This is a genomic window from Treponema sp. UBA6852 (assembly GCA_002449305.1).
GTDB lineage: Bacteria > Spirochaetota > Spirochaetia > Treponematales > Treponemataceae > Treponema_D.
The window spans coordinates 66,163-78,557 of record DKDI01000018.1 but is presented as its reverse complement, the minus strand read 5'-3'; the positions used below and the strand labels follow the sequence as shown (position 1 = coordinate 78,557).

The following is a 12,395-nucleotide window of genomic DNA, read 5'->3' as shown; positions in this document are numbered from 1 at the left end:
AAAATATTTTGCAAGACTATGCAAGGCAGGAATCCAGTTTCCTGATGATTTTTTCCTTGTCGTAGCCTTTTCCGATAAACACAAGCTGATTCATCCTGTCGCCAAAATCCTTGTCCCAAGATGAACGCAGCTCCTTGTCATTTTCAAGGCACTCTTTCTGCGTGGCCTCGTCCAAAGCCGCAACCCAGTATGCAACCGCCATCACAGAAGAATTTCTTCCGGCCTGCTCAAAAAGAAGAACATCCTGCGCCTTCTCCTTGAACCAAATATAGCCTTTTGCCCTGATAATTTCTTTTGGAAATCCTTCGTTCACAAAATCCATGAATTTTTCCTGGCTGAACGGTTTTCTGCACTCGTATGCGAACGAAGAAATTCCGTATTCGTCCTCAAATCCGCGGTTCGTGTCGGAAAGTGTGTTGATTGCCTTTTGAATTGCCGAAGAGGAATCCACCATGTCAAAGTCGAATTTTGTCTCGGACACAATCTGCTCGATGTCAACTTTTCCGCGCACAGTCTTTACAATCTTCGCCTTTGGCTGGAAATCCCGGATAACCTTTATGACCTGCTCTGTCTTCTGCTCGTCAAGCAAGTCAAGCTTGTTCAGGACAATCACGTTGCAGAATTCAATCTGGTCAACAATCAGCGTTGTAATGTCGTTCGACTTAAGATTGTTCGGGTCGTTCTCCTCGTAGTTCTCAAGGTCTGTCAGAAACTCGCGGTAAATTCTGTCAGCGTCAACAACCGTAACAATGTTCGAAAGAAAAACATTCGTGTCCGGAGTGTCGTCCTCATACGCAAGAAAGGAAGCCGCAATCGCGCCGGGATCGCTTATTCCCGAAGCCTCCACAAAGACAGTCTCAATGGAGTCGTTCTCGGAAATCTTCTCGACCTGCGCAAGAAACTCATCGCGCAAAGTGCAGCAGATACAGCCGTTCTGCATCTCGTACATTTCGCTTTGGGCAACCGCCGCTCCGTTCTTTTTCAGAATTTCAGCGTCAATATTTATGCTTCCCATGTCGTTTACAATCAGCGCGACACGCCTTTTTTCCTGCCGAAGAATCTCATTCAGCAGAGTTGTCTTACCAGAGCCAAGATAGCCCGTGATAAGCGTAACTGGTTTCTTTTTCATTTTTTTTCTCTTTGAATAAATTTTGATACTACGGGCGCTTCTGTCTAAAGGCAGACCGGGCTTTTCGGGGTTCCGTACGCACTTCGTGCTACCTCCATTGCTACACTTCGCGTTGCTTAGTTCCGCAACGGCTCTGCCGCCCCTACAATCCCTAGCGCAGCGCAAGGACATTCGCAGCATTGCGCATGCAAAATCCCTAGCACATAAAGATGAAAAGAGAATTTTCAGTTGTTAAGACGTGTCTTTAGAGAAATTAAAGAGTTATTGAAAAAAGTCTGATATGAATTTTTAAAGGAAAGTTTTAAGACAAAATATCGCCGGGCAAAAAAAGCTCCAGCGGCGCAAAGGGCAAGGCTCAAAAGCTTTGCGTTCTGCTCGGCAACTTGAATCACAAAGCAGATTGGACAGTCGTCGCCTGAGCAGTCGTGTCCGGCCTCGGCAGCCGCAAAAAACACTGAGAAAACTGTAAGCAAGATAAAGACCGCCGCAAAAACCGCGCGCAGCCTGTTCAATTTTGAATCCAGCCTTGAGTTCATTCCAAAGTCCTGCATTTTTCGCAAAGCCCGTTCAGTGACGACAAAGAAAAATCAACCTTGAAGCCGAAATTTTCAGAAACCGACTTCAGGTAATCCGCCGTAAGCTTGTCCGAAAGATGAATCATCGCGCCGCATTTTTCGCACTGAAAGTGAATATGCTCGCCGCACTGTCCGTCTTCTTCCGCCCTCTGATAAACAAAACCGTCAGAAACAGCCGACTTGCGCTTTATGAGCCGTCCGCTTTCAACCAGCTTTTCAAGGTTGCGGTAAACAGTCGTCTTGTTCACACTTTCCCCGCGCTCAGAAAGAAAAGCAAGCAGCTCCATCGCGGAAAATCCGCTTTCCGTCCTTTCCTGAACAAACTGAGAAATCAATTCCGAAGTTTTAGTGTGATAAGACTTTTGCAACACGGTTGCATATTAGCGAGATGAAAAAGAATTGTCAAGAAAAATTGTGTTTATTTTATATTGGTGCCCAAGACTCTCAATCGTCTTAAAAATATCGCCCTTTATCAGAACCGAGCGCGCCTTTATTTCCGCAGGAACTTCTTCCTTTTCCATATTGACCGCCGCATAAAATGCGTTTTTGTTTTTGTACGTGAGATTCCAAAACGGATACTTTATGATTCCGGGCGTGTTCTCGCCGACTCCAAGCTCCAAAAAAAGCGTCCGTGCATTTTTGTGCTTTTCAATAAAATCTTGATAGCGTCTTGCCGCTTCGTGCCAGCCGTCATCCTCGACAAAAGTCTCGTCGCAGCGGAGGTTCATCGACATCGGTTTTCCGCAGACAGGACAGCGCGGCACAAGTTCCGGCGGAATTTCCATTTTCAAAGGATTTCTCAGAAAAACAAGGTCGCCGTCTTTTCCGTTTTCGCTGTCCTCAAATCCGAAACCTTGCGAAACGAGCATTTTTCTTACAATTTCCTCGTTTTCATAAGTTTTTTTGCGGCACGGAACGCAGCACTGAAAAAGTCCGTAGTCGCCCTGCGTGTAAAAAAGCCGCTTTTTGTCGAATCCGGCCTTTTGAAAGCAGTGGTCAACGTTCGTTGTGATTGCAAAATAGTCTTTGCCGCGCACAAGCTCCAAAAGTTTTTCGTAGACTGGAACCGGCGCGCTCATGTAGCGGTTGATGTAAATGTAGCGGCTCCAGTAAGCCCAGGTTTCTTCAAGAGAGCCAAAATCCGCAAATCCGCCTGAATACATATCGTGAAAATGGTATTTCGCCTCAAAGTCCGAAAAATATTTCTTGAACCGCTCGCCCGTGTACGAAAATCCCGCGCTTGCAGAAAGACCTGCGCCAGCTCCAACCACGACATATTCGGCAGAATCCAAAATCTCGCGGAGTTTTGCGATTTCTTCATTTGCGATGTTTTCAAATCCGCTCAAAATTCAAACTCCTCCGGCTTTGCAAAATCCGCGCGCTCAGAAAGTCCTTTCACGTGCCCAAGATTGTTCAGGCTGCCCTTGATATTTTTAAGATAGAAAACCTTGAAAAGTGGATGCTCAGCGTTGTTTTCGTAAAGCTCATGCACAATCGCGCTTTTTTCCATAATCATTTTCTTGACCGCAAGATTTTCCTCAAAAACCGCTTCCGCGCTCAGGCGAATCCACGCCGTCTGAATCTCGTCCTCAAGCAGCTTTGACGCGCACAAGTCAATCCAGGGATTTTTAAGAAGCTCCGCGTACATCGATTTTTTGCTGTTCGTGCAGAACCAGAGCCGCCCGCCGTATTCCACCATGAACTGAACCGGCCGCACCTTCGGCTTTCCGTCCAGACCAATCGTCGCCATATACTGCAGCCCGACTTTTTCAAGATAAGACGCAACCTCGTGAAGTTCCATAAATTCCTCCGAGAATTTTTTGATGAAAGTATTGTTGTAATTTTTGTTGTTACAGTTAAGAAGATAATGATAGGAAAAAATAAAAGTCAAGAGTTTATTTTAGGGCGTTTCCCTCGCTCCGTTCGGGCCGGGCGTTCCAGCCTTCGCTCACGCTCATTCTTCCGCTTCGCTTCGTGCGAACACTTCGTTCCGCTCCAGAACTTCGGGCTTCCATGCCCTAACGCATTGGCATTAGAATGCGCGCAAGTATACACGGCAAACATTATAAATGCGAGAATCAAGAAAGCTCTTTTTTTATCAGAAAATCAGTTTGCACATCATCGCCTAAAACAAAAGCATGCTCGCTGAATTTTCTAAAGCCTTTGTCAGTGTAGAATTTCTGGGCAGGAAAATTTTTCTCCCAAACGCCAAGCCAAATAAAAGAAACTTCAAGCTCTCTGGCCTTTTTTTCGGCAAGACTCATAAAAGCCGTTCCGATTCCAAGCCCTTTTGCTTCTTTCAATACATAAATCCGCTGAATTTCAAGTGAATTTTCCAAGCCGGATTCCGTCTCCGCATTTCCAGTGTTGATTTTCAGAACCCCGAGAATTTTTTGATTTTCCACTGCAAGAAAAGTTTCTGATTCCTTGTCTTCAATCTCAGATTTCAGTTTTTCTTCGCTGTACGCCTCGTCCAAGAATTTTCTCATATTCTCTTCGGAATTCTGTTCCGAGAACGTCTCGTAAAAAGTCTGCCGATATATTTTCTGCAAATCAAGAACATCATCTAAACCGCATTTTTTTATTTTCATAGCAGGATTCTAGCAAAATTTTCAGCGGATGCAAACAATCCCCAAAAATTCTGCTATAATTTTCAAATCATGACAAAACAGGAAACCTACGATTTTTTGAACGCAAAAAACATTGAATACGAAATCACTGAGCACAAGGCGGTTTTCAGCATGGACGAAATCTGCGACGTTGTGCTGCCTCACTCGGAATGTGACGCGAAAAATCTTTTTGTGCGCGACGACAAGAAACGCGAATATTTTCTGATTACCGTAAAAGGAAACAAGCGCGTTGACCTAAAAGAATTCCGTAAATCCCACGGAATCCGGCAGCTCTCCTTTGCAAGCGCGGAAGACCTGATGCGCTTCCTGAATCTCACGCCCGGCTCTGTAACTCCGCTCGGACTTTTGAACGACGCCGAACACAAAGTAAAATTCTTTCTTGACAAGGATTTTCTTGAGCCGCCAGGGATGATTGGAATCCACCCGAACGAAAACACAGCGACCGTCTGGCTAAAAACAGCCGATTTGATTAATCTAATAAGAGAAAACGGAAACGAAGTTGAACTTGAGGAACTGTGATTTGTCAGAAACGCAGTTTCGGGCAGAACATTGGAGAAAAATATGAAGATAATTCCGGCGGACAAGAAAGATATTCCCGAGCTTTACGCGCTGCAGCTGCTCTCTTTTGAAAGCGAGGCTGAAATGATTGGAAGCCGCGATGTTCCGGCTCTTACAGAAACGGCGCAGGAAAATTCGGCTGACTTTAGCAACTGGAGCACGCTCAAGCTTGTAAATGACGGCGGAAAAATCATCGGCGCAATCCGCTATAAAGAAGAGAACGGCAAAATAAATGTCGGGCGGCTGATGGTTCATCCGGACTTCCGCCGGAAAGGATTTGCAAAGAGGCTTCTTGAAGAAATCGACAGGCTCTTTCCTTCCGCGCAAAAAGAATTGTACACTTGCTCAAAAAGCTGGACGAACATCGCCCTGTACACTCAGACAGGATACAAGCCATACAAGGAACAGACCGAGCCGACAAGGCTTTCATTCATATTTTTCAGGAAATGATAAGAAAACTGTTTTAGAAAACGGAAAATTTATGCTCCGCCCGGCGTGTTTTTTGTTCGCATTGTCATAACGCTAGCTGAACTGACGCAATTTCTTGAAGCGTTGTTTTAACGTTCCGTGAAGTGGCGTGCTTTCGCAAAAGATTGTGCCGCAAATGTTCTCACAGTTTCATCCATGCGATTGGAAACGGATTATAGCTTTCCTTTACAATAGCTGCAGAGGTACAAAATGACTTATGGTTATATCCGCGTGAGCACGGACAAGCAGACGGTTGAAAATCAGCGTTTTGAAATCTGCAATTTCTGCAAAAAGGAAAATCTTGAGATTGACGGCTGGATAGAAGAGACAATCAGCGGAACAAAAAACTACGACAAGCGAAAACTCGGAGACCTGCTGAATCATGTTCAGAGCGGCGACCTGATAATCTGCGCGGAGCTTAGCAGGCTTGGGCGAAGCCTGTTCATGATTATGGAAATCCTTTCAATCTGCATGAAAAAAGACTGCAAGGTCTGGACAATAAAGGACAACTACAGGCTAGGCGATGACATTCAAAGCAAGGTGTTAGCGTTTGCGTTTGGCCTAAGCGCGGAAATTGAGCGCAACTTGATTAGCCAGCGGACAAAGGAAGCGTTGAAACTGAAAAAGGCGGAAGGAATAAGTCTCGGCCGTCCAAAAGGCCGGAAAACTTCCCCTTTAAAACACAAGCTCTATGGAAAACGTGAAATTATAGACGAACTGCTCGCTTTTGGAATTTCTCAACGTCAGATTGCGAAAAAACTTAAGGTTGACAGAAACACACTTGCAAGATTTCTTGGAAAAATGAAGTAAAAAAACGAGCCATTTTATTCAGCAGAACTCGTCAGCCTGCGCATTCGGCAGCGCGGCAAGCTGGGTGATTCTCTCCCCAGTCGAGCAGAGCATAAAGCGGAAGATTGAGAGCGCGGGAGTTCCACTGAAAGACTGGGACATAAATATTTACCGCGGGGTTCTTACCGGCTACAACGACGCGTTCATAATCAGCGGAGCAAAGAGAGATGAAATTCTTGCGGAGTGCAGAACAGAGGAGGAGCGGCGGAAAACAGATGAGCTTATACGGCCAGTTTTGCGCGGCCGCGACATAAAACGATACGGGTATGAGTTCGCGGATTTGTATTTAATCGCGACATTCCCATCAATGCATTACAATATTGAAGAATATCCTGCTGTAAAAAACTATCTTCTTTCTTTTGGAATTGAACGACTGGAGCAAACTGGAAAAGAATATATTGTGAACGGAGAGAAAATTAAAGCAAGAAAAAAGACAAACAACAAGTGGTTCGAGACACAGGACAGTATCAGTTATTGGGACGATTTTTTTAAGCCAAAGATTGTGTGGTCAAGATTGATGAGGCTTTCAAAAAATGACATAAATAATTTCCCGCGCTTCTGTTTTACAAGCGGAGATTATTTTGTTGTAGACAGCTTGTGTTTTTTCTCAGGCAGTAATGTAGAAGTTCTTGTCAATGAATTGAATTCCGAATTTGCCGCTTGGTATTTTTTCAATAATGTAGCAGTTTTAGACAACGGAGGATTTCAAATGCGTCAGCAATATGTTGAAAATATTCCTCTTCCAAAACTGACAAAAGGAGTTACAAAAAAAACTGTTGACGAGAAAATATATGAAGCGTTTGGTTTCTCCTGTAAAGAAATTGACTTTATAAGAGAAGCCATCAAGCACAAACAACAGGAGGTTTTGAATATAATAAAATAGCTATTTTATTGTAATATAACCAATTGCATCTCGTTCTTCTGCTGTAAGATTATATAGGTCAAAAATCATGGAATCAATTTCTCTTGCTTTAGACTCTGTATATTCTGACTGAATGTCCAAAACTGCTGTTTTAAATTTTATTTCCGTTTTCTCATCAACTTGTATTACAGGAATTTTGTCAAAAAATATTTTGCTTAATTCTCTTGTACCGCCCAGCAATTCAGGAAAAGATTCCCTAAAACAATATTTAAATAATGATGAATTAAAAAACGCAGTTAAAAAAGCCATTGCATTTCCTGTGATGATAAAACATTTTTGGTTAGTCAAAAACGCTTTATCATCATAAACAAAAGGCAAAAATTTTGTCATATTCGGATACACAATCTTTTGCTTAAAAAAATCGTCGAAAAATTTTACTCATTCGAAAACAATATTCGTCATAAATTTGCACGCTTCAATGACTGTTTCAAATGAAATATTTTTTGCAAAAGAATTTTTTCTAGCGTAGTTTTTCCAGCGGTTTAGAGCTTGAATATCCGTTTCTAGTTCTTTCAAAAGCTTATTTACATCTTCTTTAAAAAAATGAGTTTTCCGGTATTCGCAAGTTTTTGCAAACGCTTCTTTTAAATTTCCATAGTCTATTTCATTCATTTTTAGTTTATGGATTATATAGACATCGTAAAAATCCTTGCTTCTGCTGTTGAAAAGTCCTCTGCTGTAAATTGTCTGCAATTTTTCAGCAAGAATTGTCTCCAGATTATATGCCTTGAAGTTCAGAATGTCTTCGGCAATCAGTCTTTTATAATTGTATGTTATTGCGGCAGGAGTTATCGGGTCGCCGGTTGCTATGTCTATATTCACTGTCTGGCGGATATTCTCAAGATGTCCGATAATGCTTACTGTAAAACCGCCGTATTGGTCTTCGCCTCGTATAGGCTCAATTGATGAGAAATCAAAAGAGATATTGTCATCCGCATTTTTTGAGATTATGTCATTTATAATTTTGACAAGATTTTCTTCTTCAAGGTCTTCTCCAGCCAGCTTAAAATCCAAGTCCTGCGTGTAACGGTTTTGCACGCCTATAACCGATGAAAGATAAAATCCGCCCTTAAAAATAAAATTTTCAGCGTAATCAGATTTTGAAAGCCTGTACAAGAACGCCTCGAAAAAATATGTCGCAAGAAGAACATTCGCGCTTGCTCCTGTTTTTGCGGAAAGATTTTTTATGCGGGCCTGCACAGAATTTTTGCTATAGTTCATTCAGCACCACCATCATTGTGTCATAGACTTTTTTTTGTATTCCCATTATTTTTGCGTATTCAATAAGCCGGCTCGGATTTTTGTTTTTAAGTTTTGAATAGTTATAAAGGGCTTTTGTGTAAATTTCAGAATCGATTTTTTCTGAACGGCGGATAAGGTCGCAGACTGTTTTTTCCGCATTGTATGCAAGAACTTTATTTCCTAGATTTGTTTCAACTTCCGCAATTCCAAGCTCATAAGTTTCTTTTTTGTAGTCCGTGTGAATTATCGCAATATTTTCCTTGGGACTGAAAGGTCTGTAATTTTTCGGTCCGGTTACTTCAAAAGTTTGAGGAAGAGAATCCGCAAGATTCAAAAGGTAAAGGGCTGACTCATAAGAAAAGATGAATTTGGGATATTTATACTGGAACACAAGAAAATCATCTGCAATCCAGTCTGGTTTTGCATAGAAACCCGCCGCAAGTTTTTCAAGATTTTCTTTGCGCACAAAGTCCGTAAGAAACCAGGATTGGATTCCGTTTTGGTCAACCTGCCTGCGGGTTATATATCCGCCATTTTTCTTGAGAATATCGCCTAGTTTTGACGAGTTTGTATTTTCTTGCATTTACAACTTATTTTATGATTTTTTGGTTGAAAACACAAGAAGTAATTTTAGATGAATAGAATATAATTGTTTTCTTTATATGAAATGAACAAGATGAAACTGTTTCATTGACGCTCGATAAAATCAATTTCTTCTTTTGACAGTCCGTAGAGTTCATAGACTCTTTGGTCTATTTGTGATTCGTTGTCTTTTTCCGAAAATGGGCTTTTTCCTTTTTTTGGTGGAACAGGAAGTTTTTCTATGAACATAGGCTTGTACTCAAAATATCCGCCGTTCCTCGTAACGCCAAGGCTTCGTATATAATAATCCGCCAGCTTGGAATTCAGAATACGCAGCAAATATTCGTCAGCAGGAACAATCATCGGACACGGAGCATTCACAAACATTCCTTCCGGGGCAACGGCGTAAGCCGCCCTTAAATTCAAGTTTCCCCACACAATCTTTGGCTTAAAAAAATCGTCCAGATACGCGCAGTTACGCAGATTGTACGGAGTATCGCCCTGGTCAGCCCTTTTCTCGATTTTGTCCCAATATCCATCCAGATGTTTTTTCACCGCCGGATAGTCTTTCTCAACGTCGATTCTTGGAATTCCTTTTTCCTTGATTCCGTTGTGCGTGTTTATCAGCCACAAATCCGCGAACTCATACCCGTATCGCTTTATGTCGCGGCCGCGCAAAACCGGCCGTATAAGCTCATCTGTTTTCCGCCGCTCCTCCTCTGTCTTGCACTCCGCAAGAATTTCCGCTCTCTTTGCTCCGCTGATTATGAACGCATCGTTGTAGCCGGTTTTTATTCCATAATTGATTGAAATGTCCCAGTCCTTCAGTGGAACTCCCGCGCTCTCAATCTTCCTCTTTATGCTCTGCTCAATTGGAGAGAGAATCACCCAGCTTGCAGGACCTTCAAACGCGCACACAGACGAGTTCTGCTGAATAAAATGGCTCAAATTTCCTAAGTCATCATATTTCATGTTTTTTGTGACGCAGGCAAGCGTCTGCTTTTGGTTCTGCGCTTTCTGGAAAAGCAGAATGTTTGTGTCAACTGTCGCGCTTTCAAAGACCTTTACGCCGGCAAAGTCTATAAGCTCCTTTGGATTTGCGTTTTTCGCAAAGAAGTCGCGTAGCTTTTCACCGTAGCCTGCGCGCATCCATTTGTTGGATGTGATAAAGCAGAGATGAGCGTTGTCTTTAAGCAGGTTAAAGCCGCGTTCATAAAAAAGGCAGTAAATGTCGCCTGTCTTTGCGAACGCCTTGTAATTCTGGTTTTCGTATAGTTTTGCAAGCTTTCCGCTGTTGTTCTGAAGCTGGATATACGGCGGATTTCCAATCACAATGTCGAATCCGTCCTCGATTCCGAACATCCAGTTCGCGTCAAAGAAATCGGCAACCGCGTTCTGGTCATAAGGATTCCATGAGGCAAGTTGTTTTGCATCTTCGTTATCGTACAGCCTGTCCTGTTCCAAAAGTTTTGCAAGTCGTTCGCGGCATTCTTTGTCAAGAGTTCTGTAGTGCATTTTTTCTTTTGCTGTCTGTGAGCTAAAATGTTTTGCTCGGATATTTTTTAACTCTTCACGTGTTTGGCTTACTCCGTTATCAAAAAGTTGAAGTGCCATATTTTCTTCTTTTTTAGAAATCTCAATCAGTGAATTTGCCGCCACAAATTTTGTCTCAAGGTTCGGCAGCGGGTCAAATCCGTAGTTGTTTTTTGCGTCGTTTCCTTTTTCCTGTTCGCAAATCAGCGTTATAAAGAAGCGGAGCTTTGCAATCTGCACGGCGATTGTCTGAATATCGGAGCCGAATATGCAGTTTTCAATCAGGTGCAATTTAAGCTCATAAAGACTTTGCTTTGAATCATAAGAAGAATCAAGTTTTCTTATTAAACTGACAAGTCTCTGCAAAATTCCTACTGGAAAAGCTCCTGAGCCACAGGCCGGGTCAAGAACCTTTATGCTTGTAAGCGCATTTAAGATTTTTCCATTGTCGTTGAATTTTATCTCGCTGGTGTTGTCATCAAAAAGCTGACTGAACTGCTCGCTTGAAATCTTAATGCTGTTTTCCAGATAATTTTTTATGGATTCATCCACCATAAAATTCACAATTTCGCGCGGTGTGTAAAACGAGCCGGAATCTTTGCGGGCAGTTTCGCTTGTTTCCGGGTTGTATGTTCCAAGAAGATTCTCAAACACTTTTCCCAGCAGCTCCGGGTCAAGGGCAACCTGCACATCGCTTGGAGTATTTTCTTCTACTGTAAAATTATATCTGTTTAGGATATGAACAATTCCCTCGTGTCCATCTTTTTCTTTCTGGAAGAATAATGCGTTCGGAATAAAAGCCCGCCGGTCTTTTTCTCGGCTGAAACCGTCATTGTAAATCTGAATATTGTTTCCATTTTCAGAAGTTTCAAGCTTGTCAAGACACTCAAAAAGTCCGCCGTTCAAGAAAGGCACTGAACTGAATAATCTGATTATTTCCTCATGGCTTACTTTGAAAAATGATTTTTTGTTGTCGTCCCTGTATAAAGTCTTGATTCCGTATTGCAAGTACGCTTTGTCGTCATCTGTAAAACCGCGCTCCGCAATGGCTTTGTTCAAAGTGGCAAAAAACAGGTTTTGGATGACCGCATTGTAGTAGTTTCCTTTTTCTGTGTTTTGAGAATCAAAATCTGACAGAATTTCTTTAAGTTCTTGCTCGTCAAAAATCCAGGACGGAATCAGGTCTTTTTGTTTGATAAACCAGACGAACATTAAACGTGTTATAAGTCTTATAAGGTTTGTCTCGTTGTTTTTGTCAGTTTGTTTTACGCTGCTTCCTTTTCCTTGCGGGTAGGTGGAAAGTTTGCAGGCCCAGGTGTACCAGCTGAACAGTTCCTGATAAAACTGTTTTGTAAGGGCTTCCACACTGAATGCATTTGTCAAGTCAGATAAAAGAATTGTCTCACCTTTATTCTTTTTACTTTCAAGGTCATTAAAACGCTCTGATATAGTCCGTGCAGGATGCTCTTTTCCTAAAATATATGTGTATCTCTTTGCGGAAGTAGAATCTTTTGAGTTTGCTCTTTTTTCAACATAAGAAAACCGCCATTCCTGATTTTCCACATTCTGGTGATGGAAGATTATCAGCGCGCCTTCAAACTGATTTATATACTGGCGGACAATTGCCTGAATTCCAACCTTATTGTTTTCAAGTTTTTTGTCATCTCCAACTGTTATGTCAAATACTTTTAACTCGCTGCCAAAAAAATCAAAAGAAGCCGCGTGGCGAATTTCTGTGATGTTTGAATTTTCAGCTTTTTGGCGGACTTCTGGATCATTTGTAAGAATATCATAGCCTTGTTCATAGTCACCAAAAACAGGAGATAAAACCTCCTTCAAAAAATTTTCAATTCCGCACCAGTCATTTTCGAAAATCTGTCTAAAGTTTGTCATTTACTTTTCCTCTG

14 protein-coding genes are annotated in these 12,395 nt (G+C 42.1%); 4 read left to right on the top strand and 10 right to left on the bottom strand.

Annotation, left to right across the window (positions count from 1 at the left end; all coding sequences use genetic code 11):
- Positions 1 to 16: 16 nt before the first annotated feature.
- The 6 genes from B3209_RS04650 to B3209_RS04625 all read right to left on the bottom strand — a co-directional run bounded on the left by B3209_RS04650 (position 17) and on the right by B3209_RS04625 (position 4,295).
- Positions 17 to 1,129: a CobW family GTP-binding protein gene (locus tag B3209_RS04650; RefSeq protein ID WP_296689985.1), complete on the bottom strand. Its 1,113-nt coding sequence runs from the start codon at positions 1,127 to 1,129 to the stop codon at positions 17 to 19.
- Between the two features lie 224 nt (positions 1,130 to 1,353).
- Positions 1,354 to 1,665, bottom strand: a complete 312-nt coding sequence (locus tag B3209_RS04645; RefSeq protein WP_296689984.1) for a hypothetical protein — start codon at positions 1,663 to 1,665, stop codon at positions 1,354 to 1,356.
- Entirely contained in the window at positions 1,662 to 2,075 is a 414-nt protein-coding gene (locus B3209_RS04640) for a Fur family transcriptional regulator (protein WP_296689982.1), read from the bottom strand. Before B3209_RS04640 ends, B3209_RS04645 begins: the two co-directional genes overlap by 4 nt.
- Before the next feature lie 9 nt (positions 2,076 to 2,084).
- Positions 2,085 to 3,050, bottom strand: coding sequence for an SIR2 family NAD-dependent protein deacylase (locus B3209_RS04635; RefSeq protein WP_296689980.1), 966 nt, complete (start codon positions 3,048 to 3,050; stop codon positions 2,085 to 2,087).
- Positions 3,047 to 3,505, bottom strand: coding sequence for a pyridoxamine 5'-phosphate oxidase family protein (locus B3209_RS04630; protein ID WP_296689978.1), 459 nt, complete (start codon positions 3,503 to 3,505; stop codon positions 3,047 to 3,049). Before B3209_RS04630 ends, B3209_RS04635 begins: the two co-directional genes overlap by 4 nt.
- A gap of 277 nt (positions 3,506 to 3,782) precedes the next feature.
- A complete protein-coding gene (locus B3209_RS04625; RefSeq protein WP_296689976.1) occupies positions 3,783 to 4,295 on the bottom strand; it encodes a GNAT family N-acetyltransferase in 513 nt (170 codons plus the stop codon).
- A 69-nt stretch (positions 4,296 to 4,364) separates the two neighbouring features.
- On the opposite strand from B3209_RS04625, the gene B3209_RS04620 reads away from it, so the two are divergent.
- The 4 genes from B3209_RS04620 to B3209_RS04605 all read left to right on the top strand — a co-directional run bounded on the left by B3209_RS04620 (position 4,365) and on the right by B3209_RS04605 (position 7,092).
- Entirely contained in the window at positions 4,365 to 4,853 is a 489-nt protein-coding gene (locus tag B3209_RS04620; RefSeq protein ID WP_296689974.1) for a prolyl-tRNA synthetase associated domain-containing protein, read from the top strand.
- 42 nt (positions 4,854 to 4,895) lie between these two features.
- Positions 4,896 to 5,342, top strand: a complete 447-nt coding sequence (locus B3209_RS04615) for a GNAT family N-acetyltransferase (protein WP_296689972.1) — start codon at positions 4,896 to 4,898, stop codon at positions 5,340 to 5,342.
- A gap of 228 nt (positions 5,343 to 5,570) precedes the next feature.
- The gene (locus B3209_RS04610; protein ID WP_296689969.1) at positions 5,571 to 6,170 is read left to right on the top strand and encodes a master DNA invertase Mpi family serine-type recombinase; all 600 of its coding nucleotides are present in this window, start codon (positions 5,571 to 5,573) and stop codon (positions 6,168 to 6,170) included.
- A 64-nt stretch (positions 6,171 to 6,234) separates the two neighbouring features.
- Positions 6,235 to 7,092 carry a TaqI-like C-terminal specificity domain-containing protein gene (locus B3209_RS04605; RefSeq protein WP_296689968.1) on the top strand — a complete coding sequence of 286 codons (858 nt, stop codon included), beginning with the start codon at positions 6,235 to 6,237 and terminating at the stop codon, positions 7,090 to 7,092.
- Here B3209_RS04605 and B3209_RS04600 read toward each other — a convergent pair whose 3' ends face one another.
- From B3209_RS04600 to B3209_RS04585, 4 genes are all read right to left on the bottom strand, one after another.
- Complete coding sequence (locus tag B3209_RS04600) at positions 7,093 to 7,473, bottom strand: hypothetical protein (protein ID WP_414718099.1); 381 nt, start codon at positions 7,471 to 7,473, stop codon at positions 7,093 to 7,095. It abuts the gene before it with no gap.
- A gap of 36 nt (positions 7,474 to 7,509) precedes the next feature.
- Positions 7,510 to 8,352, bottom strand: coding sequence for a nucleotidyl transferase AbiEii/AbiGii toxin family protein (locus tag B3209_RS04595; RefSeq protein WP_296689966.1), 843 nt, complete (start codon positions 8,350 to 8,352; stop codon positions 7,510 to 7,512).
- A complete protein-coding gene (locus B3209_RS04590; protein ID WP_296689964.1) occupies positions 8,342 to 8,956 on the bottom strand; it encodes a type IV toxin-antitoxin system AbiEi family antitoxin domain-containing protein in 615 nt (204 codons plus the stop codon). The genes B3209_RS04595 and B3209_RS04590 overlap by 11 nt, the downstream gene beginning before the upstream one ends.
- Positions 8,957 to 9,060: 104 nt before the next feature.
- On the bottom strand, positions 9,061 to 12,381 hold the full coding sequence (locus tag B3209_RS04585; RefSeq protein WP_296689960.1) for an Eco57I restriction-modification methylase domain-containing protein: 3,321 nt from the start codon (positions 12,379 to 12,381) through the stop codon (positions 9,061 to 9,063).
- Between the last annotated feature and the right edge of the window lie 14 nt (positions 12,382 to 12,395).